The organism is Nonomuraea salmonea (assembly GCF_042428605.1).
GTDB classification, from domain to species: Bacteria; Actinomycetota; Actinomycetes; order Streptosporangiales; family Streptosporangiaceae; genus Nonomuraea; species Nonomuraea salmonea.
In genome coordinates this window covers 20,764-45,644 of the sequence record NZ_JBHMCF010000056.1, presented here as the reverse complement: position 1 = coordinate 45,644, position 24,881 = coordinate 20,764, and the positions used below count along the sequence as shown (strand labels likewise).

The 24,881-nt window shown below is 70.7% G+C and carries 26 protein-coding genes and 1 pseudogene; 15 read left to right on the top strand and 12 right to left on the bottom strand.

The window, feature by feature from the left end; all coding sequences use genetic code 11:
• Window positions 1-35: 35 nt before the first annotated feature.
• Window positions 36-722 (top strand): DUF5667 domain-containing protein, encoded by a 687-nt coding sequence (locus tag ACFFR3_RS45410; protein ID WP_345394292.1) that lies wholly within the window; start codon window positions 36-38, stop codon window positions 720-722.
• An 18-nt stretch (window positions 723-740) separates the two neighbouring features.
• The gene (locus ACFFR3_RS45405; protein WP_364383903.1) at window positions 741-1,616 is read left to right on the top strand and encodes an HAD family hydrolase; all 876 of its coding nucleotides are present in this window, start codon (window positions 741-743) and stop codon (window positions 1,614-1,616) included.
• Window positions 1,617-1,675: 59 nt separating this feature from the next.
• Here the strand turns inward: ACFFR3_RS45405 and ACFFR3_RS45400 are convergent, their stop codons facing one another.
• The 8 genes from ACFFR3_RS45400 to ACFFR3_RS45365 form a co-directional block, all read right to left on the bottom strand.
• A complete protein-coding gene (locus ACFFR3_RS45400) occupies window positions 1,676-2,665 on the bottom strand; it encodes an LCP family protein (protein ID WP_345409484.1) in 990 nt (329 codons plus the stop codon).
• A 2-nt stretch (window positions 2,666-2,667) separates the two neighbouring features.
• Window positions 2,668-3,246 carry an RNA polymerase sigma factor gene (locus ACFFR3_RS45395; protein ID WP_364383897.1) on the bottom strand — a complete coding sequence of 193 codons (579 nt, stop codon included), beginning with the start codon at window positions 3,244-3,246 and terminating at the stop codon, window positions 2,668-2,670.
• Window positions 3,247-3,328: 82 nt separating this feature from the next.
• Window positions 3,329-4,198: a lysophospholipid acyltransferase family protein gene (locus tag ACFFR3_RS45390; RefSeq protein WP_345394289.1), complete on the bottom strand. Its 870-nt coding sequence runs from the start codon at window positions 4,196-4,198 to the stop codon at window positions 3,329-3,331.
• A 35-nt stretch (window positions 4,199-4,233) separates the two neighbouring features.
• A complete protein-coding gene (locus ACFFR3_RS45385) occupies window positions 4,234-5,229 on the bottom strand; it encodes an NAD-dependent epimerase/dehydratase family protein (protein ID WP_364383894.1) in 996 nt (331 codons plus the stop codon).
• A gap of 22 nt (window positions 5,230-5,251) precedes the next feature.
• Window positions 5,252-5,350 (bottom strand): 30S ribosomal protein bS22, encoded by a 99-nt coding sequence (locus tag ACFFR3_RS45380; RefSeq protein ID WP_018654693.1) that lies wholly within the window; start codon window positions 5,348-5,350, stop codon window positions 5,252-5,254.
• A 174-nt stretch (window positions 5,351-5,524) separates the two neighbouring features.
• The gene (locus ACFFR3_RS45375) at window positions 5,525-5,728 is read right to left on the bottom strand and encodes a helix-turn-helix domain-containing protein (RefSeq protein WP_026214222.1); all 204 of its coding nucleotides are present in this window, start codon (window positions 5,726-5,728) and stop codon (window positions 5,525-5,527) included.
• Between the two features lie 312 nt (window positions 5,729-6,040).
• Entirely contained in the window at window positions 6,041-6,823 is a 783-nt protein-coding gene (locus ACFFR3_RS45370; RefSeq protein ID WP_345394283.1) for a phosphatase, read from the bottom strand.
• A gap of 14 nt (window positions 6,824-6,837) precedes the next feature.
• Entirely contained in the window at window positions 6,838-8,001 is a 1,164-nt protein-coding gene (locus ACFFR3_RS45365; RefSeq protein WP_379485174.1) for an acetoin utilization protein AcuC, read from the bottom strand.
• Window positions 8,002-8,131: 130 nt separating this feature from the next.
• Here ACFFR3_RS45365 and ACFFR3_RS45360 point away from each other — a divergent pair, with 130 nt between their 5' ends.
• The 5 genes from ACFFR3_RS45360 (at window position 8,132) to ACFFR3_RS45340 (ending at window position 12,212) form a co-directional block, all read left to right on the top strand.
• The gene (locus ACFFR3_RS45360; protein ID WP_379485173.1) at window positions 8,132-9,259 is read left to right on the top strand and encodes a sensor histidine kinase; all 1,128 of its coding nucleotides are present in this window, start codon (window positions 8,132-8,134) and stop codon (window positions 9,257-9,259) included.
• Complete coding sequence (locus ACFFR3_RS45355) at window positions 9,256-9,918, top strand: response regulator (RefSeq protein ID WP_355415472.1); 663 nt, start codon at window positions 9,256-9,258, stop codon at window positions 9,916-9,918. The genes ACFFR3_RS45360 and ACFFR3_RS45355 overlap by 4 nt, the downstream gene beginning before the upstream one ends.
• An 80-nt stretch (window positions 9,919-9,998) precedes the next feature.
• Window positions 9,999-10,889: an ABC transporter ATP-binding protein gene (locus tag ACFFR3_RS45350; RefSeq protein WP_379485172.1), complete on the top strand. Its 891-nt coding sequence runs from the start codon at window positions 9,999-10,001 to the stop codon at window positions 10,887-10,889.
• Complete coding sequence (locus tag ACFFR3_RS45345) at window positions 10,886-11,626, top strand: ABC transporter permease (protein WP_364383881.1); 741 nt, start codon at window positions 10,886-10,888, stop codon at window positions 11,624-11,626. The genes ACFFR3_RS45350 and ACFFR3_RS45345 overlap by 4 nt, the downstream gene beginning before the upstream one ends.
• Window positions 11,627-11,867: 241 nt before the next feature.
• Window positions 11,868-12,212 carry a hypothetical protein gene (locus ACFFR3_RS45340; RefSeq protein WP_345394271.1) on the top strand — a complete coding sequence of 115 codons (345 nt, stop codon included), beginning with the start codon at window positions 11,868-11,870 and terminating at the stop codon, window positions 12,210-12,212.
• Window positions 12,213-12,274: 62 nt separating this feature from the next.
• Here the strand turns inward: ACFFR3_RS45340 and ACFFR3_RS45335 are convergent, their stop codons facing one another.
• Window positions 12,275-12,691, bottom strand: coding sequence for a MarR family winged helix-turn-helix transcriptional regulator (locus tag ACFFR3_RS45335; RefSeq protein WP_345394268.1), 417 nt, complete (start codon window positions 12,689-12,691; stop codon window positions 12,275-12,277).
• A 79-nt stretch (window positions 12,692-12,770) separates the two neighbouring features.
• Between ACFFR3_RS45335 and ACFFR3_RS45330 the strand changes: the two genes are divergently transcribed.
• Window positions 12,771-13,583 (top strand): SDR family NAD(P)-dependent oxidoreductase, encoded by an 813-nt coding sequence (locus ACFFR3_RS45330; RefSeq protein WP_379485171.1) that lies wholly within the window; start codon window positions 12,771-12,773, stop codon window positions 13,581-13,583.
• An 11-nt stretch (window positions 13,584-13,594) separates the two neighbouring features.
• Here ACFFR3_RS45330 and proC read toward each other — a convergent pair whose 3' ends face one another.
• Both proC and ACFFR3_RS45320 read right to left on the bottom strand, forming a co-directional pair.
• Window positions 13,595-14,389: a pyrroline-5-carboxylate reductase gene (gene proC / locus ACFFR3_RS45325; protein WP_364383872.1), complete on the bottom strand. Its 795-nt coding sequence runs from the start codon at window positions 14,387-14,389 to the stop codon at window positions 13,595-13,597.
• A 54-nt stretch (window positions 14,390-14,443) separates the two neighbouring features.
• Window positions 14,444-15,325: a proline dehydrogenase family protein gene (locus tag ACFFR3_RS45320; RefSeq protein ID WP_379485170.1), complete on the bottom strand. Its 882-nt coding sequence runs from the start codon at window positions 15,323-15,325 to the stop codon at window positions 14,444-14,446.
• A 76-nt stretch (window positions 15,326-15,401) separates the two neighbouring features.
• Here ACFFR3_RS45320 and ACFFR3_RS45315 point away from each other — a divergent pair, with 76 nt between their 5' ends.
• From ACFFR3_RS45315 to ACFFR3_RS45285, 7 genes and pseudogenes are all read left to right on the top strand, one after another.
• On the top strand, window positions 15,402-15,854 hold the full coding sequence (locus ACFFR3_RS45315; RefSeq protein WP_364383866.1) for a hypothetical protein: 453 nt from the start codon (window positions 15,402-15,404) through the stop codon (window positions 15,852-15,854).
• Between the two features lie 263 nt (window positions 15,855-16,117).
• The gene (gene dnaK, locus ACFFR3_RS45310) at window positions 16,118-17,992 is read left to right on the top strand and encodes a molecular chaperone DnaK (protein ID WP_345394253.1); all 1,875 of its coding nucleotides are present in this window, start codon (window positions 16,118-16,120) and stop codon (window positions 17,990-17,992) included.
• Window positions 17,992-18,591, top strand: a complete 600-nt coding sequence (gene grpE / locus ACFFR3_RS45305) for a nucleotide exchange factor GrpE (protein ID WP_379485169.1) — start codon at window positions 17,992-17,994, stop codon at window positions 18,589-18,591. Before dnaK ends, grpE begins: the two co-directional genes overlap by 1 nt.
• A 22-nt stretch (window positions 18,592-18,613) precedes the next feature.
• Window positions 18,614-19,798 carry a molecular chaperone DnaJ gene (gene dnaJ / locus ACFFR3_RS45300; RefSeq protein ID WP_364383860.1) on the top strand — a complete coding sequence of 395 codons (1,185 nt, stop codon included), beginning with the start codon at window positions 18,614-18,616 and terminating at the stop codon, window positions 19,796-19,798.
• A 4-nt stretch (window positions 19,799-19,802) separates the two neighbouring features.
• Window positions 19,803-20,126 (top strand): annotated as a pseudogene (locus ACFFR3_RS45295) (heat shock protein transcriptional repressor HspR); the annotation flags it as partial.
• Between the two features lie 32 nt (window positions 20,127-20,158).
• Entirely contained in the window at window positions 20,159-22,732 is a 2,574-nt protein-coding gene (clpB, locus tag ACFFR3_RS45290; RefSeq protein ID WP_364383857.1) for an ATP-dependent chaperone ClpB, read from the top strand.
• Between the two features lie 366 nt (window positions 22,733-23,098).
• Entirely contained in the window at window positions 23,099-23,800 is a 702-nt protein-coding gene (locus tag ACFFR3_RS45285; protein WP_345394247.1) for a hypothetical protein, read from the top strand.
• Between the two features lie 534 nt (window positions 23,801-24,334).
• On the opposite strand, the gene ACFFR3_RS45280 is transcribed toward ACFFR3_RS45285, so the two are convergent.
• A complete protein-coding gene (locus ACFFR3_RS45280) occupies window positions 24,335-24,865 on the bottom strand; it encodes a tetratricopeptide repeat protein (protein ID WP_355415452.1) in 531 nt (176 codons plus the stop codon).
• Window positions 24,866-24,881: the final 16 nt, after the last annotated feature.

Genomic DNA, 24,881 nt, shown 5'->3' with positions numbered 1-24,881 from the left:
CCAGGTGTCATGACCGTGTCGGTGGGAGAGCCGTCATGAGGGGCGCGCGCGAGCGGCGGGTACGCGTGCTCGTGCACCTCACCGAGCTGAGCGAGCTGCCGCTCGGCGGCCTGCCCGAGCCCGCGTTCAAGGAACGGCTGCGCGCCGAGCTGATGTCGGGCGCCCTGACCGCCGCCGAACCCGACGCGCCCGAGAAGCGGGCCACCCGGAGGCCGCAGCCGCTCCTGGGCGGCCTCCTGGGCCGGCGCGGACGCCGCCGCCGGTCCAGAGGGCGGCCCCTGCTGTCCCAGCTCGCCACCGTGGGCCTGGTGGCCGCGCTCATGGTGTCCTCCTTCGCCACCTACCGCGCGGTGCCCGGCGACTCGCTCTACCCCCTCAAGCGCGCCGCGGAGACCACGCTCGTCCGCCTCACGTCCGACGACGCGGAACGCGCCGCGCGCGAGCTCGACTCGGCCAAGGCGCGCGCCAAGGAGGTCGCCACCCTCCTCGGCTCGTCGGTCGACGGCCCGCTCGTGGACGAGACGCTCAAGGACATGGAGGAGTCCACCCGCGCGGGCATCAGCCGGCTCGAACGCGCGGAGCCGCGCTCGCCGAAGATCAAGAAATTCGCGCGGGACCAGAAGGAGGCCGTCAAGCCGATGCTTCAGCAGCTCGACGAGGATCAACTGGCCCAGGCGGAGGGGTACCTCAGCTACATCGAAGGTCTGGCCGCCCCCGAGTAGGTAGCTAAGCTGAAGCCCATGTGGCGGCTCAAGCGACGACGACAGGAAGTGCGGCCGGAGGTCGCAGGTGAGGTGGCCGCACAGGCGGCGGTGACCGTCGCGCCTGCCCAGCCCGATCTCGAGTCCGCGGCCTTCTTCGACGTCGACAACACCATGATGCGCGGCGCGTCGATCTACCACTTCGCCCGCGGACTGGCCACGCGCGGCCTGTTCACCACCTCCGACCTGGTCAAGTTCGCCGTCGGGCAGGCCGTCTTCCGGCTGCGCGGCAACGAGAACCCCGAGCACATCGCGGTGGCCAGGGAGACCGCGCTGGCGTTCGTCGCGGGCGCCAAGGTCGACGACGTCGTACGCCTCGGCGAGGAGATCTACGACGAGGTCATGGCAGACCGCATCTGGGGCGGCACCCGCGCGCTCGCCCAGAGCCACCTCGACGCCGGCCAGCGCGTCTGGCTGGTCACCGCCACCCCCATCGAGCTGGCCAGGGTCATCGCCCAGCGGCTCGGCCTGACCGGCGCGCTCGGCACGGTCGCCGAGACCAGCAACGGCGTCTACACCGGCCGGCTGGTCGGCGACCTGCTCCACGGCCCGGCCAAGGCCGAGGCGGTGCGCGCCCTGGCCCGCAGGGAGGGCCTCGACCTCAGCCTCTGCACCGCCTACAGCGACTCGGCCAACGACCTGCCGATGTTGTCGCTGGTCGGCAACGCGGTGGCCATCAACCCCGACAGCGAGCTGCGCGAATACGCGCGCAAGCACGACTGGCCGGTCAAGGACTTCCGCACCGGGCGCAAGGCCACGATGACGGCGCTGCCGTTCGCGGCCGGCGTGGGCGCGGTCGCGGGCGGCGTCGCGGCGGGCATCGCCCTGCGCCGCCTCTACCGCGGCCGCCCCTGAATCACCGCAGCCGACTCACTCCAGGCTGACTCACTCCAGGCTGACTCACTGCAGCTGACTCACTGCAGCGTGCCGAACAGCCTGGCCGCCTCCGGCTGCTTCCACCGGAGCCGGTTCGGGTCCTGCGGATAGGGCTCCGAGGGCACCGACACCGTGGTCATCGTGGTCCTGGCGAGCTGGGTGGCCAGCTCGTACATCTCCTCGACGCCGAGATCCGTCTTCACCGCCCCGCGCACCGCCGACAGGAAAACTCTGAGCTCGGCGGGATCGGAGACGAGCTGCCGCTGGGCCTTGTCCAGCATGGCCCGCGCGAGCCCCTGCTGCCGCTTGATCCGCGCGACGTCCGAGCCGTCGCCGTAGTGACGCAGCCGGGCGTAGCCGAGCGCCTTCTCGCCGTCGAGCAGTTGCTCGCCCGCGGGCAGCCTGAGCTTCGAGGCGCGGTCGTCCACGGGCCTCGGCACCTTGATCCGCACGCCGCCGAGCGCGTCCACCATGGTCTCGAAGCCGGCGAAGTCCACCTCGACCGTGTGGTCCAGGCGCAGCCCCGTCAGCTTCTCCAGCGTCGACCTGAGGCACGTGGCGCCACCGTCGTCGTACGCGGAATTGATCATGGCGACCCGATCCGGCGCCGACCCGCACGGGACCCGCACCATCGAGTCGCGCGGGACGCTGACCACGGTGGCCCTGCCTCTGTCGGCCGGCAGGTGGACGATGATGATGGTGTCGGAGCGCTGGCCCGAGCCCCGCGACTGCGGCCCGTACTTCGCGTTGCCAGGACCGTCCCGGGTGTCGGAGCCGATCAGCAGCACGTTCATGGCGCCGCTCATGTCCACCCGCCCGCCGGCGGACGGCGCGGCCACGGGGAAGCCGGTGATGAACGCCGTCGTCACCGCCACGACGGCGGCCGTGCCCGCGGCGACCAGCGCGGCCGTCGGCCACCTGCGCCGGGGACGGCCGCGCAGGAAGCCCGTGCGGTGGCGGACCAGGGTGGCGGGTGGCTGGTGCTCCAGCTCGGCCCCGAGGTCGCGGAGCAGCTTCAGGTCGTCCATCGTCACTCCTCCTCCAGGGGGTTGGTGTCGCCGAGCGCCGTGCGTACCTTCCGCCTGCCCCTGTTGAGGCGGGAGCGCACGGTTCCGACAGGGATGCCGAGCGCTCGCGCGGCCTCCTCGTACGTGAGGTCGCCCCAGGCGATCAGCAGCAGCACGTCGCGGTCCCTGGCGGGCAGCGCGGCCAGGGCGCCGGCCAGCTCCGCGCGGACGGCACGGGCGGACACCCCGGCCGCCACCCGGTCGGCGGGCGACTCCACCTCGTGGTCGACGGGGGCGCGCAGGAGCGCACGGTAGCGGGCCGCCTCCGTGCGGTGGTGGCGGGAGATGAGCTTGGTGAGGATGCCGAAGAGCCACGGCCTGGCGTCCGGGTAGGCCAGGTCGTAGCTCTTCCTGCGGGAGAAGGCGACCAGGAACGTCTCGCCGACGAGGTCCTCGGCGGGTTCGGGGCCGAGGCGTCTGGAGGCGTATCTGAAGAGCATCGCGGAGTAGCGGTCGAAGAGCTCGGCGAACACCTCGGGTTCTGTCAGCGAGGCGCTCACGAGTTCGGCGTCCGCACCCCTGACGGCGGGTTGCGTGATCATCTCCGCCCTTCTGCGGGGAATGGGTCACGGATGTCTTGCCACAACCCGCCGTCAGGGTTCAGGGATCGTCGCGCCGGCGGCGTCAGAGGAGCGGGGGAAAGGCGTGTCCCCTGCGCAGGCGCAGCTCGTTGAGCAGCTGCTGGATGACCTCGCGCACGTGGTCGGTGATGTTGAAGACCAGCATGGGGTCGTCGGCGGCCGACGGGTCGTACTCGTCGGTGCGGATCGGCTCCCCGAACTCGATCATCCACTTCGACGGCAGCGGCACCAGGCCGAGCGGCCCGAGCAGCGGGAAGAACGGGGTGATCGGCAGATAGGGCAGCCCCAGCAGCCGGGCCAGCGACTTGAGGTCGCCGATCTTGGGGTAGATCTCCTCGGCGCCGACGATCGCGGTGGGCACGATCGGCACGCCCGCGCGGATCGCGGAGGCCACGAAGCCGCCGCGGCCGAAGCGCTGCAACTTGTAGCGCTCGGAGAAGGGCTTGCCGACGCCCTTGAAGCCCTCGGGGAACACCCCGACCAGCTCGCCCTTGCGCAGCAGCCGGTCGGCGTCCTCGCGGCAGGCCAGCGTGTGGCCGGTCTTGCGGGCCAGATGGCTGAGCAGCGGAAGCTGGTAGACCAGGTCGGCGCCGAGCAGCCGCAGCGGCCTGGCGGCCTCGTCGTGCAGCGCCACCTGCAGCATCAGCGCGTCAACGGGCAGCGTGCCCGAGTGGTTGGCCACGATGAGCGCGCCGCTGTCGTCGGGGATGTTCTTCAGCTCGAGCGTCTCGACCCTGAACCAGTGGCGGTAGAGCGGCCTGAGCAGCTCGAGCACGACCTTGTCGGTCAGCTCGGCGTCGTAGCCGAACTCGTCGACCTCGTAGTCGCCGGTGACCCGCCGCCTGATGAAGGCGAGCGCCTTGGCCACGGGGTCGGGCTCGTCGTACGACGGCGCCGCGGTGATGGGGATCACCCGGCCTTCCTCATCTGGCGCTGGGCGCGGAACGCTCATGCGCGGAAACTTCCCAGCGGACGCAGCCCGCGCGAGCGCAGGAAGTCGTCGAACGCCGCACCGGTGCTGAACTTGGGCTTCCAGCCCAGCTCGGCCTCCAGGTGGGCGATGTCGACCGCGCGGCCGTGGCTCATCAGCCGCAGCTGCTCGGGCGAGTATTCGACCAGGCCGAGCCGGCGCGCGGCACCGCCGAGCACGGTGAAGGCGGGCGAGATCAGCGGCAGCGAGGGCCGCCCCGCCCGGCGCGCGCACTGCGACAGCAGCAACACGCCTGCCCCGGCCACGTTGTACGTGCCGGGGTGATCCTCGGTCGCCATCCGGCGCAGCACCTCGACCGCGTCGTCCTCGTGGACGAACTGCAGCCGCGGGTCGAAGCCGAGCACGCTCGGCAGCACCGGCTGGGTGAAGTAACGCGTCAGCGGCGAGTCGACGCCTGGGCCCATGAAGTTGGCGAAGCGCAGCAGCGACACGGTGACGTCGGGACGCCGCCGCGCGAAACCGCGGACGTAGCCCTCGACCTCGGCCGCGTCCTTGGCATAGCCGTGGACGGGGCCGTCATGCGGCTCCAGGTCCTCGGTGAACACCGCCGGATCGCGGGGAGACGAGCCGTAGACGGCGGTGGTGGATCGCACCACCACGCGCCGCACGGTCGCCGACCGCTGGCAGGCACCGAGCAACTGCATGGTGCCGATGACGTTGTGCTCTTTCATGGCAGCCCTGCCCCCATTGCGTGAGGGAGCGCTGACCAGGCTCATGTGCACAACGGTGTCGATGTCCGCGGCCGCGATCACCTGGGCGATGTCGGGGCTGCGCAGATCCACCCGGACGAACTCGGTCCGGCCGAGTGAGATGCCGCCGTCTCGCGTGAGCGAGGGGGGCGGCACGGTGTCCACTCCGATGACACGGCTGATGTCCGGGTCCGCCGCCAGAACGCTCGCCACCCGGGCGCCGATGTGGCGCGAGACCCCGGTGACAAGCACGGTGTGGGTCATCAGCGCCTCGCAGCTGCGTCGGTTACTTCTTGTTGCGCCGCTGGATGCGCGTCTTCTTGAGCAGCTTACGGTGCTTCTTCTTAGCCATCCGCTTGCGGCGCTTCTTGATCACAGAGCCCACGGGACCCCCAGGTACTGATAGCACGTTTGAATCGGAGTGCGAGCGCACACCGGCTCACAGACTACCGGCGATCCACGGTAGATCGCCCCTCGGGGGGTGAGCGCCCGGCCGTACCAGCGGGCGGCCGGGCCTCTCCCGCGACACACTCACGACACGTTCGGGCGTGTCGCTACGTCATCCTGCCTCGATGTAGGCCTCCCGGAGATAATCGTGTACCGCCTGCTCAGGCACCCTGAACGAGCGGCCGACTCGGATGGCCGGCAGCTCGCCGGAGTGGACGAGCCGGTACACCGTCATCTTGGACACCCTCATGACCGTCGCCACTTCTGCCACGGTCAGGAACTTCACCTCGCTGAGAGGTCTTTCGCCTGCACCCATCGGACGCCTCTTCCGCACGTGTTTCCGGGTTATCCCCACTGGTGCCATTGCTCACGCACGTGTACTGCCGTCAGCGTAAGTCGGGACTCCGAGTGCGCAAACCCCCTATTTTTCCAGCCGACGGAGCCACCTGTCAGCCGAACCAGCGAAATCGCTGGCCAACCGCCTGGCCAAGCACCTCGCCTGGACGCTGGAACTGTCCAAGCTGCCACACATAAGAGTCGCCGGAGCCCTGCCAAAAGTTGGCAAAGGGACAGCGAGCCCCTTGGAATGCAGGCGCGAAAAGACGGTATGGGGAGGGCCGTTATCGACTCAAAGGGCTCGTGAGACTTCTGTGACTAGCCGCTCCGTCAACGGAGAGTAATAGCGGGGTAGCACGTTGTCGTCAAGTGGCACGACCACCTCAAGCTTGCCCTCCGCCTCCCCGAGGAACAGCCCGGGGTCGTTGCAGTCGGCGAAGGCCACCGTCGGCACGCCCGCCTCGCCCGCCGCTCCGGCCCAGCCGTGGTCGGCGATCACCAGGTCGGGCAGGTCGCCGCCCAGCTCGTCCAGCATGTGGCGCATCGGGATCGCGTCGTGGGTGTGCACCAGCGCGCCCCTGTCGTCGAGCATCGCGACGTCCTGGAGGTAGCGGATCCTGCGCGGCCGGCCGAAGCCGGAGCCCGCGTACGACCAGCCCTCCCCAGGGGTCAGCAGCCGCGCGCCGTGGGCCACGCAGAAGGCGGCCAGCGGCAGGTGCACGGCGAGCAGGCCCGTGGGGTGTCCGGTGGCGAACAGGATGCGGGGCTCGGGCCGCGCCAGCACGGCGGCGATGCGCTCGGCCATCGCGTCGAGCGCGTCGATGGTCAGGTCGGGGTCGATGGTGTCCTGGCCGTAGCGGTGGTCGGGGTCGGCGACGACGCCCGCGGACTTGGCCATGAGGGCCAGGATGTCGCGGTAGGACCACGGCTGGTCGAAGGTCAGGCCGAGCGCGTAGTAGGGGTCGCCGTTGGCCAGCGAGCTGTAGTGGTCGAGGTTGTTCTCGCGAGAGGTCGCGACATCGCCGGCGATGCGGCTGTGAACAAGGTGATCTCTAAGTTCGTCGCGGCTCAGCACTGCTTCATTCCTCGTCAGGGCATCGGATCGAGGCCGTGCAGGGGGAACACCGCTTGCCGGGTCGCCATGACCGCACGGTCAATGGGGTCCGCAGGATCATAACCACCAGATAGGTCGCTGAATTCCGGATGGCGGCCGTCTGTCATGGTGAGGGGTGGTGTCTCCCCCGTACGCTCACGGACGAACCTGCGCCACTCCTCGGGCGTCGGCGTGGCCGGATCGATCGGGTGCCCGGCCAGCTCGGCCATCAGGTGCGTCCACACCCGCGGCACCACCTGCACCAGCTCGTAGCCGCCGCCGCCGGTCGCGATCCAGCGCCCGCCCGCCGTCTCGTGGGCCAGGCGGTGCAGGGCCTCGTAGGCGGCCCGCTGGCCGTCGACGCTCAGCATCAGGTTGGCGAGGGGGTCGAGCGCGTGGCTGTCGCAGCCGTGCTGGGTCACCAGGATCTCCGGCCCGAACTCGTGCAGCAGCGGCGGCACCACCGCGTGGAAGGCCCGCAGCCAGCCCGCGTCGCCGGTGCCGGCCGGCAGCGCGACGTTGACCGCCGTGCCGGCGGCGCCGGTCTCGTGCGGGAAGCCGGTGCCGGGGAACAGCGTGCGCGGGCTCTCGTGCAGGCTGATCGTCAGCACCCTGGGGTCGGCGTAGAAGACCGTCTGTACGCCGTCGCCGTGATGGACGTCGACGTCCACGTACGCGACGCGCCCCACTCCCTGCTCCAGCAGCCACGCGATCGCCAGCGCGGGGTCGTTGTAGACGCAGAAGCCGCTCGCCAGGGCCGGCATCGCGTGGTGCAGCCCGCCCGCGACGTTGACGGCGTGCTCGGCGGTGCCCTCCCAGACCGAGCGGGCGGCGGCCAGCGAGGCGCCGGCGATGAGCGCGCTGGCCTCGTGGACGCCCGCGAAGGCCGGGTTGTCGGTGGTGCCGAGCCCGGCGCTCATGTCGGGCAGGCCGGAGGCGGAGACGCGCTTGACGGCCTCGATGTAGCCGCGGTGGTGGACCAGCGCCAGCTCGTCGTCGCTCGCCGGGACGCAGCCGGCCAGCTCGACCTTGTCGAGCACGCCCATCTCGCGGGCCAGCGCCATGGTGAGCTCGACGCGCACGGGGGCCAGCGGATGGCTCGGGCCGAAGTCGTAGGTGGTCAGAGCGTCGTCCCAGATCACCCGTGCCGAACGGCTCATGCCAACCCCTCTGCCGCGTGCCCTCGCCTTGCGCCGACGTTACCGCAGCGCAGACCGCTGGTTGTAGCCCGGCCTCAGGCGGCCGGAAAGATCACGCCGATCTCGGAATCTTGTGATTTAGGGTCTTAGCGTGCGCTTAGCGCGGACGTTCATGACCATCGTGCGGTTCTTCCGGCGGCCCACGGTGTACGACCGCACGCTGGTGATCGTGCTGTGCCTGCCCGCACTGATCAGCCTCGTGACGGGCGTGCTGGGCATGACGGAGATGCTGCCGAGCGCCGTCGCGTACCTGGTGAGCACGCCGTTCCTGCTCATGCGCCGCAACCGGCCGCTCCTCACGACCGGCGCGGTGGTCGTCGTGGACGCCGTCTCGATCGCGACCGGCCTGGTGACCAGCTCGAACGTGCACAGTGCCGTCGCGCTCTACAGCCTGGGCCGCTACACGGGAGGCCGTCCGACCGCGATCGCCACCGGAGCCGCCTTCGCCGTGTACGCCGTCGCCATGGAGGTGGACAGGCCAGGCGTCAACAGCTGGCTGAGCGCCCTGTTCCTGGTCGGCGTGTTCGTGGGTACCGGCCAGTTCGTCCGGCTCAGGACCGAGCTGAGGGAGCGCACCACCCGCGAGGCCGCCGACGCCGCCGTACGCGCCGAGCGCCGACGCATCGCCAGGGAACTGCACGACGTGGTGGCCCACCACATCACCGTGATCAACGCGCTGGTCGGCGGCGCCAGGGCCACGCTGCCGCCCGAGCAGCTGGTCACCAGGGATGCGCTGGCGAGCGCCGAGCAGACCGCCCGCCAGGCCATGTCGGAGATGCGGCGGCTGCTCGACGTGCTGAGGGCCGAGGGCGGGGAGGGCGCGGACGCGGCGACGGGGGTCGGCACGGACCGGTTGCCCGCCCTCATCAAGGAGGCGGGGTCGGCGGGCCTGCCGGCCACCCTGACCGTGACGGGCGAGCCCGTCGAGCTGCCCGCCGCCGTGGACCACGCCGTCTACCGGATCGTCCAGGAGGCGCTGACGAACACCCGCAAGCACGCCGTCGGCGCCAGGGCCAGCGTGCTGCTGACCTATGATCCGGAGGCCGTGGAGGTCGAGGTGCTCGACGACGGCGTGGCCAAGAACGACGGCACGCCGCCGGGCTTCGGGCTCGGCGGCATGGCGGAGCGGGTGGCCCTGTGCGGCGGCCGGCTCTCGACGGGGCCCAGGCCAGAAGGAGGATTCCGCGTGCACGCCCGCATCCCGCTGGAGAGCGCATGACGGCCGCGATCAGGGTGCTGCTCGCCGACGACCACGCACTCGTGCGCAGGGGCTTCAAGCTGATGCTGGACGCCCAGCCCGACCTCGGCGTGGTCGGCGAGGCGGCCGACGGCGAGCAGGCGGTGGAGCTGAGCCGGCGGCTGCGGCCCCACGTGGTGCTCATGGACCTGCACATGCCCGGCATGGACGGCGTGCGCGCCACCGAGCTGATCACCGCCGAGCTGCCGCAGGTGCGGGTGCTCGCGCTGAGCACGTTCGACCTGGACGAGAACGTGGTGGCGGCGCTGCGCGCGGGCGCCGACGGCTTCCTGCCCAAGGACGTCTCCCCCGAGGAGCTGATCGAGGGCGTCCGCGTCGTGCACCGCGGCGAGTCGGCCGTCGCGCCCCGGCTGCTGACCCGGCTGATCGGCACGTACGTCCGCACCACGCCGCCGCGATCCACCCCCGCCGAGCTGGCCGGGCTGACCGTGCGCGAGCAGGAGATCCTCGTGCTGATCGCCCGCGGCCGCTCCAACACCGAGATCGCCGCCGAGCTGTCCGTCTCCCCCTCGACCGTCAAGAACCACGTGACGAGCCTGTTCGCCAAGATCGGCGTCAGGGACCGGGCGCAGGCGGTGATCGCCGCGTACGAGGCGGGTCTCGTCCGACCCGGAGAGTAGGACCAGGGTCCCAGAACGCCGCCGTGCGAACGGTTCGCGGGCAGGAGGTGATCGGGGGCGCGCGACGGCACGCTTGAGTCATGACCGCGATTCGGGCAACCAACCTGAGCAAGCGTTACGGCGGCACCGTGGCCGTCGACGACCTGTCGTTCGACGTCGAGCCCGGCAGGGTGACCGGCTTCCTCGGCCCCAACGGGGCGGGCAAGTCGACCACCATGCGCATGATCCTCGGACTCGACCACCCCTCCGGCGGCTCCGTGCTCGTGGACGGCAAGCCGTACGCGGAGCTGAAGCACCCCCTCCGCAAGGTCGGCGCGCTGCTGGACGCCAAGGCCGTGCACGGCGGGCGCAGCGCGCGCAACCACCTGCTGGCCATCGCCCAGAGCAACGGCATCCCCGCGAGCCGCATCGACGAGGTCCTGGAGATCGTCGGGCTGAGCGGCGTGGCGAAGCGGCGCGTCGGCGGGTTCTCCCTCGGCATGGCGCAGCGCCTGGGCATCGCCGCGGCGCTGCTGGGCGATCCCGAGATCCTGCTGTTCGACGAGCCGGTCAACGGGCTCGACCCCGACGGCATCCTGTGGATCCGCACCTTCATGCGCCGGCTGGCCGCCGAGGGGCGGACCGTGTTCGTCTCCAGCCACCTCATGAGCGAGATGGCGCAGACCGCCGACCACCTCATCGTGATCGGCAAGGGGCGGCTCATCGCCGACACCAGCGTGCCGGAGTTCATCGGGCGCAGCTCCCAGGGCTACGTCCGGGTCCGCTCGCCCCGCCTGGCCGAGGTCGCCGAGCTGGTCAAGGTGGGCGAGCTGCACCCCGACCACCTGCGGGTGACCGCGATGACCACCCTCGAGATCGGCACGCTCACCGCGCGGGCGGGGCTGCCGCTGGAGGAGCTGACGTTCGTGCAGCCCTCGCTCGAAGCCGCGTACATGGAGCTCACCAAGGACAGCCTGGAGTACTCGTCATGACCGACATCCTGCGATCAGAGTGGACCAAGATCCGCTCGGTGCGCTCCACCATGTGGACGCTCGGCGTCACCTTCCTGCTCATGGCCGGCTTCGGCACGTTGCTGGGCGTCGCCGCCACCGCCAGCGGCAGCGGGCCGATCCCGGCCGAGGAGGCGCTGTCCATGAGCCTCGCCGGTGCGCTCTTCGCCACGCTCGCCCTGGCCACGCTGGGCGTGCTGGTGATCTCCAGCGAATACCGCACCGGAGGCATCAGGACGTCGCTGATGGCCGTGCCTCAGCGGTACAAGCTGCTGACCGGCAAGCTGGTCGTGTTCACCGCGACGGCGCTCGTGGTCAGCGCGGTCTCCTCGGCCGCCGCGCTCGCCATCGGCGTGGCCATCACGCAGCCCGCCGGGCTGGAGATCGGCGACGCCGTACGCGCGGGCCTCGGCAGCACGCTCTACCTGACCGCGTGCGGGCTGTTCGGGCTGGGGCTGGGCACGCTCGTCCGGCACACGCCGGGTGCGCTGCTGTCGGCCGTCGCGCTGATGCTGGTGCTGCCGCAGCTCACGAACATGCTCCCGGGCGCGTGGGGCCAGACCGTGTCCGACTACTTCACCACCAACGCCGGGTCCCTGGTGGTCTTCGGGCAGTCCAGCGAGTCGCTGGGGGCGTGGAGCGGGTTCGGCGTCTATCTCGGGTGGATCGCCGTGACGGTGCTGGCGGGGGCCGTACTGATGCGGCGGCGCGACGCCTAGAACCTCTCACTCGGCGCGCAGGGTGACGACCGGATCCATCCGGCCCGCCCTGCGCGCCGGCGCGACCGGCGCACGCCGAACCTGGGGCTCCGGGTGCTGGGCGCCGGGTCCTCACGTAGCGCGACAGGAGCAGGTAAGCGGCCTTATTTCGGTGAAAACCAAAAGGTCAGAGCCGGTTTTCAGGACGACACCCCCGTTGCGATGCCGCTATGGTGGCCGCGATCAACGGGAAAGGATCACTATGCTGCGCATTCTCCGGCGTTCCGTCCTCACCGGCGCGCTCGCGACGGGCCTCGCCATGGCGGCCGTCGGCATCGCCCCTGCCTCTGCCTCGGCCACCCCGCCGTACGCGCTGGTGAAGCTGACCTGGAACTGCTCGAAGGTGGGCGATGTGACGATCACCCTCAAGGGCCCCGGCGTCGCGTCCTCCGCCCGCAAGTCGACCGGCACGGGCTACTGGCGCGGCCGGCCCGGCACCTTCAAGCTGGAGCGCCTGTCCAACGGCCGGATCGCGCCGAAGACCAAGTCGTTCAGGATCGGCAACTTCTCGACCAAGCGCATCTCGGTCTGCTCCAGCAAGTGGTAGAACCACCGTTCCTGCGGTGACCTGCCGCCCCGCGTCCGGCCGGGGCGGCAGGACCGGTCGTCCTAAGCCTCGACGACGCGGCTCAGCAGCCCAATGAGCTGCCGCAACTCCGCGTCCGTCAGCACCTTCAGCGGAGTCTTCTCCAGCGTCGTCTCAAGCAGCTCCTCGCGGATCTGACGTCCCCGGTCGGTCAGGACCAGGACGCGCGAGCGCCGATCGTACGGATCGACGGCGCGCTCGACCAGCCCTCGCTCGGTGAGCTGGTTGGTGATGAACGTCAGGTTGGGAGCGTTGCAGTGCAGCCGCTCCGCCATCACCTTCATCGACGGCGGCGGCTCGGCCGGATCGATGGCCCACAGCGCCTGGAACGTCGCCGGCGTCAACCGGTGCCCGGCCAGCGCATCCATGATCAGCGCGTTGGTCCGCATCCAGATCTCGTAGGTCGCCGTGACCACTGCCGTGAGCTCGTGTGCGGACATGACCGCCATCCTATGACGTTTCGAGTCTCGAAGTAATGGTGCTACCTTTACTTCGAGACTCGAAACAAAGGAGGCGCGAATGAGCGACGGCTATCGAGGCGTCACCGCGCTGGTCACCGGCGCGTCCAAGGGGCTGGGGCGGGCGTACGCGATGGAGCTGGCCCGCCGGGGCGCCCGGGTGATCCTGCTGGCGCGATCGGAGGGCGACCTGCGCGAACTCGCCGCGCAGCTCCACGAGCGGCACGGCAGGCAGGACACCGAGGTGGTCGTCGGCGACCTCGCCGCCCCCGACGGCCCTGACCGCATCCTGCGCGAGCTGCACGACCGCGGCCTGACCGTCGACCTCCTGCTCAACAACGCCGGCGCCGGCAGCGCGGGCCCGTTCCTCGACCGCCCGCTGGGGCCGCAGCTGCGGTCGGTCAGCCTCAACGTCGGCGGCCTGCTCGCGCTGACCCACGCGATCGGGGCCGAGATGGTCGCGCGCGGCTCGGGCGGCGTCATCAACGTGTCGTCCACCGCCGCCTTCCAGCCCATGCCCTACCAGGCCAGCTACGCCGCGACCAAGGCGTTCGTGCTCTCCTTCACCGAGGCACTGGCCGAGGAGCTGCGCGGCACCGGCGTGCACGTCATGGCCGCGCACCCCGGCGCGATCGCGACCGGCTTCTTCGACGGCACCTCCGCCACGATCGACCCCCGGGCCGACACCCCGGCCGCCGTCGCGGCCCGCACGCTGGACGACTACGCCAGGCGCCGCCCGGTCTCCTACCCGGGCAGCCCCGTCAACCGGATGATGACCTGGCCCGCCCGCCTGCTGCCCCGCACGGCCGTCGCCCGCATCGCCGGCGCCTTCAACCGCCGCCAGCACCTGCACGAGACCGTCGATGTGACCTGATCGCCCGGAGGTCAGCCGGAGGCGAGTTCGCGGCCGCGGTCGCGGGCGGCCTCGATGGCGGCGAGGAAGGCCGCGCGTACGCTGTGGCGCTCCAGCTCCGCGATGGCCGCGATGGTCGTGCCGCCCGGCGAGGTGACGGCCTCGCGCAGGATGACCGGGTGCTCGCCCGAGTCGCGCAGCATCACCGCCGCCCCCACGATCGACTGGGTGACCATGTCGAGGGCCGCCGCGCGCGGCATGCCCAGCAGGATGCCCGCGTCGACCATGGCCTCGACCAGGTAGAAGAAGTAGGCGGGCCCGCTGCCGGACAGCGCCGTCGCGGCGTCCTGCTGCGACTCGGGGATGCGCAGCACCTTGCCGACCGGCCGCAGCAGCCCCTCGGCGAGCTGGAGGTGCTCTTCGCCGGCGTGCGCCCCCGCCGAGATCACGCTCATCGCCTCGTCGAACTTGATCGGCGTGTTGGACATCACCCGCACCACCGGCACCTCCACCCCCAGCCGCTGCTCGACGAACGACGTCGTGATGCCGGCCGCGGCGCTGATCACCAGCGTCTGCGCCGGCACGTAGGAGGCGATCTCGGCCAGCAGGGTGCCCATGTCCTGGGGCTTGACGGCGAGGATGAGCGTGTCGGCGGCCTTGGCGGCCTCGGAGTTGGACACGACGCGCACGCCGTACGTCTCGCGCAGCGCCTGGGCCCGCTCCTCCCTGCGCGTGGTCGCCAGGATGTCGCCCGGCTTGAACCCGGCGCGCAACAACCCGGACAGCAGGGCCTCGCCCATCTTGCCCGTGCCCAGAATCGCGATCATCTTCGGAGCCCCTCGTGCGGAACGGACGCGGATCCAGGTCTCGCAGCCTATCGGCTACCGCCGCGACAGCAGCGAACGCAGGAAGAAGGTCAGGTTCCTCGGCCGCTCGGCGAGGCGGCGCATGAGGTAGGGGTACCAGTCGGAGCCGTACGGCACGTAGACGCGCACCCGCGCGCCCAGCCCGGCCAGGCGGCGCTGCTCGTCGGGGCGCACGCCGTACAGCATCTGGTACTCGAAGCCGGTCGCGTCGCGGCCGGCCAGCTCGGCGAGCGTGGCGGCGATGCGGATCAGCCTGGGGTCGTGGGTGGCGACCATGGGGTAGCCGGTGCCGGACATGAGGACTTTCAGGCACCGTACGTAGGAGCGGTCGATGTCGGCCGGCCTGGTGTAGGCGCCGGGCGCGGTGTAGGCCCCCTTGCACAGCCGTACGCGGGCGCCGCCGAGCTTCTCGCACCGGTCGAGCGAGTCGGGCAGGTACGACTGCACCACCACACCCACGTCGGGATGCTCGCGGCGCAGCGCGGCGTGCACGGCGTGCAGCCCGGCGATCGTGTCGTGCTCCTCGGCGTCGAGCGTCACCGTGAGGTCGCGCTGCGCGGCGGCGGCGCAGATGGCGCCGGCGTGTTCGAGCGCGAGCCGCTGCGACAGCCGCAGCCCGAGCGCGGTGAGCTTGACCGACACGTCGGCCCCCGCGGGCAGCAGGTCGAGCAGCGCGAGGTAGTGGGCGACGGCCTGCCCCGCCGCGGCCTCGTCGGTGACCTCCTCGCCGAGGTGGTCGACGCTGACCAGCAAGCCCTCGCCGGTCAGCGCGCCGACCACGCGGGCGACGTCGTCCGCGACATAGCGATCGACCACGTCCGCGGTCAGCGGCGAGGTGGTGACGAGCCGTTCGGCGCGCCGGCTCTTGGAGAGGGCGAGCATGGCCTGACGGAGCACGAGATCCACACTAATCACTCGGACCGCTCCGCTTGAACCGCTGGGGAGCGGAATCCGTCCTAGGGGTATGCGGACTATGACAGCGACTCTCCTGGCCGGATGTCTCGCGCTCGCGACGGGCTGCGCCGCCGCGCCGTCGCCGGAGCAGCAGCGGGTGGCCGCCACGACCCCCGGCAGACCACCGGTCGTGTCGGAGCCGGTGACCACGGCGCCCACGAAGAAGCCCCAGGTGGTCAAGCCCCGGGGCGACGCGATCAACGTGCGCAAGGTCCGCTGGACCAAGGCGAAGCCGGTCGACAAGGGCCGGAAGGTCCAGCTCACGTGGTGGTCGGGGGTGGAGCCGTGCACGGTGCTCGACCGGGTCAAGGTGAAGGAGACCGCCAAGAAGGTCACCGTCACCCTGTACGAGGGCACCGCCCCCAAGGCGAAGAACACGGCCTGCATCATGATGGCCGTCGAGAAGACCACGACGGTCAAGCTCAAGAAGCCGCTCGGCAAGCGCGACTTGGCCGACGGCGCCAAGAAGTAGATCCTTCCCGAACGGGGTCCGGCACGCGCCGGGCCCCGTTCTTTCGTCCCTGAGATGTCCCTGAGTCGCCCCTGAACCCGGAACCCGGGCAGGCCCGGTCTCGTTGGCCCCGGTGTGCGTCTGCTCCGCTGTTCGTGCTCGTCAGGGGGAATGCATCCGCGCTCAGGGGGGTTGAGTCAGGTAGGCTCAAGTCGTTTGACAAAGGCGACACCCATCCATAGGTTGAGTCCAAACGACTCAACTTTGACTACAAGGACGTACTCATGGCACGTGCGGTAGGTATCGACCTTGGGACGACCAACTCCGTCGTCTCGATCCTCGAGGGCGGTGAGCCCACCGTCATCGCGAACGCGCAGGGCTCGCGGACCACCCCGTCCGTGGTCGCCTTCGCCAAGAACGGCGAGGTCCTCGTCGGAGAGGTCGCCAAGCGGCAGGCCGTCACCAACGTCGACAGGACGATCCGTTCCGTCAAGCGCGAGATGGGCACCAACTGGTCCCAGGAGATCGACGGCAAGAAGTTCTCGCCGCAGCAGATCAGCGCCTTCGTCCTGCAGAAGCTCAAGCAGGACGCGGAGGCCTACCTCGGCGAGAAGATCACCGACGCGGTGATCACCGTCCCCGCCTACTTCAACGACGCCCAGCGGCAGGCCACCAAGGAGGCCGGCACCATCGCGGGCCTCAACGTGCTCCGCATCATCAACGAGCCGACCGCCGCGGCCCTCGCCTACGGGCTCGACAAGGAGCAGGACCAGACGATCCTGGTCTTCGACCTCGGTGGCGGCACCTTCGACGTGTCGCTGCTCGACGTCGGCCAGGAGGACGGCCACGGCTTCGTCGAGGTCAAGGCCACCTCCGGTGACAACCACCTCGGTGGTGACGACTGGGACCAGCGCATCGTCGACGAGCTCGTCAAGCGCTTCCAGAACGCCCACGGCGTCGACCTGGCCAAGGACAAGATGGCGCTCCAGCGCCTGCGCGAGGCGGCCGAGAAGGCCAAGATCGAGCTGTCCAGCCAGTCCGAGACCAACATCAACCTGCCCTACATCACGGCTTCCTCCGAGGGCCCGCTGCACCTCGACGAGAAGCTGACCCGCTCCGAGTTCCAGCGGCTCACGGCCGACCTGCTCGAGCGCACCAAGGGCCCGTTCAACCAGGTCATCAAGGACGCCGGCATCAAGGTCTCCGACATCGCCCACGTGGTGCTGGTCGGCGGCTCGACCCGCATGCCCGCCGTCTCCGACCTGGTCAAGGAGCTGACCGGCGGCAAGGAGCCCAACAAGGGCGTCAACCCCGACGAGGTCGTGGCCATCGGCGCCGCGCTCCAGGCCGGCGTGCTCAAGGGTGAGGTCAAGGACGTCCTGCTGCTCGACGTGACCCCGCTGTCGCTGGGCATCGAGACCAAGGGCGGCATCTTCACCAAGATCATCGAGCGCAACACGACGATCCCGACCAAGCGCTCCGAGGTCTTCACCACGGCCGAGGACAACCAGCCGTCGGTGCAGATCCAGGTCTACCAGGGCGAGCGCGAGATCGCTTCCTACAACAAGAAGCTGGCCACGTTCGAGCTGACCGGCATCGCGCCGGCGCCGCGCGGCATCCCGCAGATCGAGGTCACCTTCGACATCGACGCCAACGGCATCGTCAACGTCTCCGCCAAGGACCTGGGCACGGGCAAGGAGCAGACGATGACGATCACCGGCGGCTCCGCGCTGCCGAAGGACGACATCGAGCGGATGATGCGCGAGGCCGAGTCGTACGCCGAGGAGGACAAGAAGCGCCGCGAGGAGGCCGAGGTCCGCAACAACGCGGACGGTCTGGCCTACCAGACGGAGAAGTTCCTCCGCGAGAACGACGACAAGGTCCCCGGCGACATCAAGACCGAGGTCAACGACGCTCTCGCCGAGCTGAAGAAGGCTCTGGAGGGCACCGACACCGACGTCATCCGCACCTCGGCGGAGAAGCTCGCCACCGTGAGCCAGAAGATGGGCTCGGCCATCTACGCCGCCGGCCAGGGCCAGCAGGCCGGCCCCGAGGGCGCCCCGCAGGACGCCTCGGCCGGTCAGGACGGCCAGAAGGCCGACGACGACGTGGTCGAAGCCGAGATCGTGGACGACGACCAGCCGAAGAAGGACCAGTGATGCCGCCGCGTGACAACGGGCACGAAGAGCCGGTGATCCGCGACAACCGCAAGATCGACCCTGAGACGGGCCAGGTCAAGGACCAGCCGCCCGCCGAGCAGCCACAAGAGGCGCCCGGCGACATGCTGGAGCCGCAGGACGGCGAGCTGGCGGCCCAGCTCGCCGAGCGGACGGCCGACCTGCAGCGTCTCCAGGCGGAGTACACCAACTACCGCCGCAGGGTCGAGCGCGACCGCGTGGCGGTCCGCGAGCAGGCGGTCGCCGGGGCGCTCACGGAGCTCCTGCCCGTCCTCGACGACATCGGCAGGGCCCGCGAACACGGCGAGCTGACCGGCGGTTTCGCCAAGGTCGCCGAGTCGCTGGAGTCCGTGCTGACGAAGCTGGGCCTCAGTGCCTACGGTCAGAAGGGCGACCCGTTCGACCCGACCGTCCACGAGGCGCTGATGCACAGCTACTCGACGGAGGTGACCGAGCCGACCGCGATCGAGGTGCTGCAGCCTGGATACCGGATGGGTGACCGGGTGCTGCGCCCCGCGCGGGTGGCCGTCGCCGAGCCGGAGGACGCTCCCGCGGCGTCCGATGACGACGAAGAAAACTGACCACAAGGACGAAGGGCCGTAGATGAGCACCAAGGACTACCTGGAGAAGGACTACTACGCCGTCCTTGGTGTGCCCAAGACCGCCACCGCCGAAGAGATCAAAAAGGCGTATCGGAAGCTGGCCAGGCAGTACCACCCCGACACCAACCAGGGCGACGCCACCAAAGAGACCAAGTTCAAAGAGGTCTCCGAGGCTTACGACGTCCTGTCCGACGCCAAGCGCCGCAAGGAGTACGACGAGGCGCGCACGCTGTTCGGATCCGGGGTGGGGGCCCAGCGTCCCGGCGGCGGTGGCGGTTTCCCGTTCGACTTCGGTGACCTGTTCGGCGGCACCAGCCAGCAGGGCCCCGGCGGGAGCGCGGGCGAACGGCTCGGCGACCTGTTCGGCGGGCTGTTCAACCGGGGCGGCGCCGGAGGCCGCACCACCGGCGGCACCACCAGGGCGCGGCGTGGCCAGGACATCGAGTCCGAGGTGACGCTGACGTTCACCGAAGCCGTCGAGGGCACCACCGTCTCGCTGCGGCTGACCAGCTCCGCCGCCTGCACCGCGTGCAGCGGCACCGGCGCCAAGGCGGGCACGACCCCCAGGGTCTGCCCCACCTGCGAAGGCACCGGCGCGGCCAGCCGCAACCTGGGCAGCTTCGCCTTCTCCGAGCCGTGCCGCGACTGCAAGGGCCGCGGGCTGCTGGTCGACGACCCCTGCCCCGTGTGCGAGGGCAGCGGCCGGGCCAAGAGCACCCGCACCATCCAGGCGCGCATCCCCGCCGGCGTGGCCGACGGCCAGCGGGTCAAGCTCAAGGGCAAGGGCGCGCCGGGCGAGAACGGCGGCCCGGCGGGCGACCTCTACATCCAGACCCACGTCAAGCCGCACGCCGTCTTCGGCCGGTCGGGCGACAACCTGACGATCACCGTGCCGGTGACGTTCACGGAGGCCGCCCTGGGCGCCGAGATCAAGGTGCCGATCCTCAAGGGGATGCCGGTCACGCTGCGCATCCCCGCGGGCACCCCCAACGGGCGCACGTTCCGCGTCCGTGGCAGGGGTGTCACGAGGAAAGACGGCACCAAAGGCGACCTGCTCGCCACTGTCGAGGTGCTCGTGCCGAAGACGCTCGACGACAAATCGCGCGAGCTCCTCACCGAGTTCAACACCGCGACCGCGGGTGAGGACCCGCGCGCCGAGCTGATTCAGCGAGCCAGAAGCGAGTGAGCGGATGGACGGCAACTATTTCGACCTGTCTGACGACACCCCTGTCTACGTGATCTCGGTGGCCGCGCAGCTGTCGGGGCTGCACCCGCAGACCCTGCGGCAATATGACCGGCTCGGCCTGGTCAGCCCCGGCCGCACGGCGGGGCGCGGCCGCCTCTACTCCACAAGAGACATCATCCAGCTCCGCGAGGTGCAGCGGCTCTCCCAGGAGGAGGGCATCAACCTCGCGGGCATCAAGCGGATACTCGAGCTCGAGAACGAAGCTCTCCGGCTGCGCGAGGAAGTGCACCGCCTGCGCGCCGAGATGCGGATGGTCAAGGCGCTGATCCGCTACCAGCTGCCACCGGGGGCGTAAGAACCATGGACTACAAGCTCACCCAGAAGAGCCAGGAAGCGCTCTCGGGTGCCATGCGGCGTGCCGCCGCTGAGGGCAACCCCGAGATCGCTCCCGCTCACCTGCTCAGCACGCTGCTCTCGCAGACCGGGGGCACGGCCGTGCCGCTGCTGGAGGCCGTGGGGGCCGACTGGCGGGTGCTGCGCTCGCGCACCGAGGAGCAGCTCGCCGCACTGCCGAAGGCGCAGGGCGCGACGGTGGGGGCGCCGTCGAGCTCACGCCACCTGCTGACCGTCATGAACACCGCCGCCCAGCACGCCAACCGGCTCGAAGACCTCTACGTCTCGACCGAGCACCTGCTGGTCGGCCTGGCGGCCGACGGGGGCCAGACCGCCGACCTGCTGAAGTCGCAGGGTGCGACCCCGCAGGCGCTGCTCGACGCCTTCGAGAAGGTACGCGGCCACGCCCGCGTCACCAGCGAGACGCCCGAGGACACCTACCAGGCCCTGGAGAAGTACGGCGTCGACCTGACCGAGCAGGCCCGCGGCGGCAAGCTCGACCCGGTCATCGGCCGCGACACCGAGATCCGCCGCGTCGTCCAGGTGCTCAGCCGCCGCACCAAGAACAACCCGGTGCTCATCGGCGAGCCCGGCGTCGGCAAGACCGCCGTCGTCGAGGGCCTGGCCCAGCGCATCGTGGCCGGCGACGTGCCCGAGTCGCTGCGCAACAAGCGGCTCATCTCGCTCGACCTGGGCGCCATGGTGGCCGGCGCGAAATACCGCGGCGAGTTCGAGGAGCGGCTCAAGGCCGTGCTCTCCGAGATCAAGGAGAGCGACGGGCAGATCGTGACGTTCATCGACGAGCTGCACACCGTCGTCGGCGCGGGGGCCGGCGAGGGCGCCATGGACGCCGGCAACATGCTCAAGCCCATGCTGGCCCGCGGCGAGCTGCGCATGATCGGCGCGACCACGCTCGACGAATACCGCGAGCGCATCGAGAAGGACCCGGCGCTGGAGCGCCGCTTCCAGCAGGTCTACGTCGGCGAGCCCACGGTCGAGGACACCATCGCGATCCTGCGCGGGCTCAAGGGCCGCTACGAGGCACACCACCAGGTCCAGATCGCCGACAGCGCGCTGGTCGCCGCCGCCGCGCTGTCCGACCGCTACATCACCAACCGCTTCCTGCCCGACAAGGCCATCGACCTCGTCGACGAGGCCGCCTCGCGGCTGCGCATGGAGATCGACTCGCGTCCCGTGGAGATCGACCAGCTCCAGCGCAGCGTCGACCGGCTGAAGATGGAGGAGCTGGCGCTGTCGAAGGAGACCGACGAGGCCTCCGTCCAGCGGCTCGAACGCCTGCGTCAAGAGCTCGCCGACCGCCAGGAGGAGCTCAACGCCCTCGTCGGCCGCTGGGAGCACGAGAAGGCCGGGCTCAACAAGGTCGGTGAGCTGAAGAAGCAACTCGACGAGGCGCGCGGCGCGGCCGAGCGGGCCCAGCGCGACGGCGACTTCGAGGCGGCGTCGCGGCTGATGTACGCCGAGGTGCCCCGGCTGGAACAGGCGCTCAAGGCCGCCTCCGAGGCCGCGCCGCCGGAGAACGCCATGGTCAAGGAGGAGGTCGGGGCCGACGACATCGCCGAAGTGATCTCGTCGTGGACCGGCATCCCCGCCGGGCGGCTTCTCGAGGCCGAGACGACCAAGCTGCTGCGCATGGAGGAGGAGCTGGGCAGGCGGCTCATCGGGCAGCGGCCGGCCGTCCAGGCGGTCTCCGACGCCGTACGCCGCAGCAGGGCCGGCATCGCCGACCCCGACAGGCCCACCGGCTCGTTCCTGTTCCTCGGCCCCACGGGCGTGGGCAAGACCGAGCTGGCCAAGGCGCTCGCGGAGTTCCTGTTCGACGACGAGCGGGCGATGACCCGCATCGACATGAGCGAATACTCCGAGAAGCACAGCGTGGCCAGGCTCGTCGGCGCGCCTCCCGGCTACGTCGGCTATGAGGAGGGCGGCCAGCTCACCGAGGCCGTCAGGCGGCGCCCGTACACCGTGGTGCTGCTCGACGAGGTCGAGAAGGCGCATCCCGAGGTGTTCGACATCCTGCTGCAGGTGCTCGACGACGGGCGGCTGACCGACGGCCAGGGCCGTACGGTCGACTTCCGCAACACCATCCTCATCCTGACCTCCAACATCGGCTCGCAGTTCCTGGTCGATCCCAGCCTGGAGAACGGCGCCAAGCGCGAGGCCGTCATGGGGGCGGTGCGCAGCTCGTTCAAGCCGGAGTTCCTCAACCGGCTCGACGACGTGATCCTGTTCGACGCGCTCGGCTCCGAGGAGCTGGCCCAGATCGTCGACCTCCAGGTCGAGCGGCTGGCACGACGCCTGGCCGACCGCCGGCTGCGGCTGGAGGTCACGCCCGCCGCCCGCGAGTGGCTGGCCCTGACCGGCTACGACCCGCTCTACGGCGCCCGCCCGCTGCGCCGCCTGGTGCAGTCGGCCATCGGCGACAAGCTCGCCAAGGCCGTGCTGTCGGGCGAGGTCGTGGACGGCGACGAGGTCAAGGTCGAGCTGGGCGACGACGAGCTCCTCATCCAGCGCGCCGCCTGACCACGGCCGGCGCACCCCTGCGGCCCGCACCCGGATGACGCGAACCCGCTCGGGAGCCCGCTCGGGGACCGCTCGGGGACCGCTCGGGGACCGCTCGGGGACCGCAGGGGGGCCGTTTGGACCCGCTCCCGTAGGCCGAGCAGGCCGGCTGGGCAAGTCGGCTGGGCGCCGCGCACGACGGGCTGCAGAGGTTCGAGCCCGGAGATCTCACGAGATCTCCGGGCTTCGGCGTGTCATGCCAGGGTCATCGGGCCCGGCGTTCGGTAAGGTTCGCCCCACTCTTCGGACAAGCCGCCTCCCCCGCTCATGATCGCTGACTACGTTGTGCGTTCGTCAGTGCACCGACATCGATGAGGGGGACGTGCGGTGTCATTCCAGAAGATCCGGAGCACGATCGCGGTGGCCGCGGTGGCCGTGGGCGTCAGCTGGCTGTGCGCGGTTCCCGCGACGGCCCGGACGTGCGCCCGCACAGAAGGGGCGCTCCTGACGCCCGCCCTGGCCCAATGCGGCGGCCACACGGGCATCCAGCTCGACGACCCCGGCATCGGCGCCACCCGAGTGGTGGCGTCGGAGACGGCCAAGCTGGCCATGGCGGCCGGCGACACGGCCAGGCGGCTCGGCCTGACCGGCCTGGCGACCGGCAAGCAGGCACTCGGCATGAGCGACCTCGGCGGGGTGGCGGCGACGTGGGGCATGCCGCCCCTGGTGGGCTCGCCCGCGCTGCTTCCCCTGGTGCCGGAGCCGCTCACGATGAAGGACGTCACCACCATGCGCGGCGTGCCGGCGCTGCCCGAGCTGCCCAAGGTGCCGCTGGCGGGCAAGCCGCCCGTGAACAAGAAGGCGCGCAACGCGCCCCCGCAGGGCACCATCGCCGGCACCGGCCTCGACTCGCCGATGAAGCTCCAGGAGCCGGTACGCCAGGTCGGCTCGCAGGTCATCAGCGAGGTGCTGCCGAAGGCGTTCGAGGCTCTGCAGGGCACGAAGTTCGCGCCCGGCGGCGGCTCCATCGTCAGCGGCTTCAGCAGCCTGTCCGGCCTCACCCAGGGCCTCCCTCTTCCCCTGGGCTGACCGGCACCCTGGGGCTGACCGGCACCCTGGGGCTGACCGGCATCCTGAGCTGACCGGCGCCTTGCGCCCTCAGCGCCTTCAGCCGCGTCGCCGACGCGGCGGCGCGGCTGAGCCGAAGCCGGGGGCCGCGGAGAGCGCCGGGCCACTTGTCCGGGCGTGGGTCGTGCCTGCCGCGCCCGGCCTCCAGGCCGGAGGGACCGGGACCACCCGGCCCTCCGGCCGCCCCTCACCACCACACAAGCCGCACACCACAGCGCGCCACGCGACCCACCTGACCCATGGGGCCCACCCGACCCACGCGAAGACGGGGAAGCGCGAAGACGCGAAGACGGGGAAGCGCGGAGACGCGAAGACGGGAAAGCGCGGAGACGCGAAGGGGCGAAGACGCGAAGACGCGAAGGGGCGAAGACGCGAAGACGCGAAGGGGCGAAGGCGCGAAGGGGCGCGAAGATGTGGGAGCGCGTCAGTCGGGCGGATGCGGGCACGGGTCAGGGAGCCCTGCCGGTGCGGCGGGCTCCTCTGGACGCGCGGTCGTCAGGAGACGAGCTCGTCGAGCTCGTCTTCCGGCAGCCCGAGATCGACCCTGATGCGGTAGCGCGTGCGCAGCACCGCCACCTGCTCCGGATCGTTCTCATCGCAGCCGAGGGCGGCCTGGGTGGCCCATTCGAGCCCCCCTTGCAGGTCGCCGTAGGCCACGAGCGTCTCGGCGATCGTGTGAGCGGTCGCCGTGGAGACGTTGCCTTCCGCGCGTATCGTCTCGATGACCTCCCTGGCCTCGTCTGGCCGGTCGAGCTCGAAGAGCGTGTCGGCGATGCCGGCACGCGCGTCGAAGCCCGCGTCTCCGCCGTCCTCGACCGCGCGCTGGAAACACTCCATCGCACGGGCGGGCTGTCCGGCCGCTCGCCATTCCTCGGCGGCGAGGACCAGGATGGATGCCCTGGAGACGTCGCCGGACGAATAGTCGAGCGCGACGTCGTAGAGCCGACTGGCCAGCGAATCGTGGTCGTCGGCCAGCAGGGCCTGCTCGAGCAGACGATCAAGGTGCTCACGGGTCACATGCGCCACACCGCGAGACTACCGA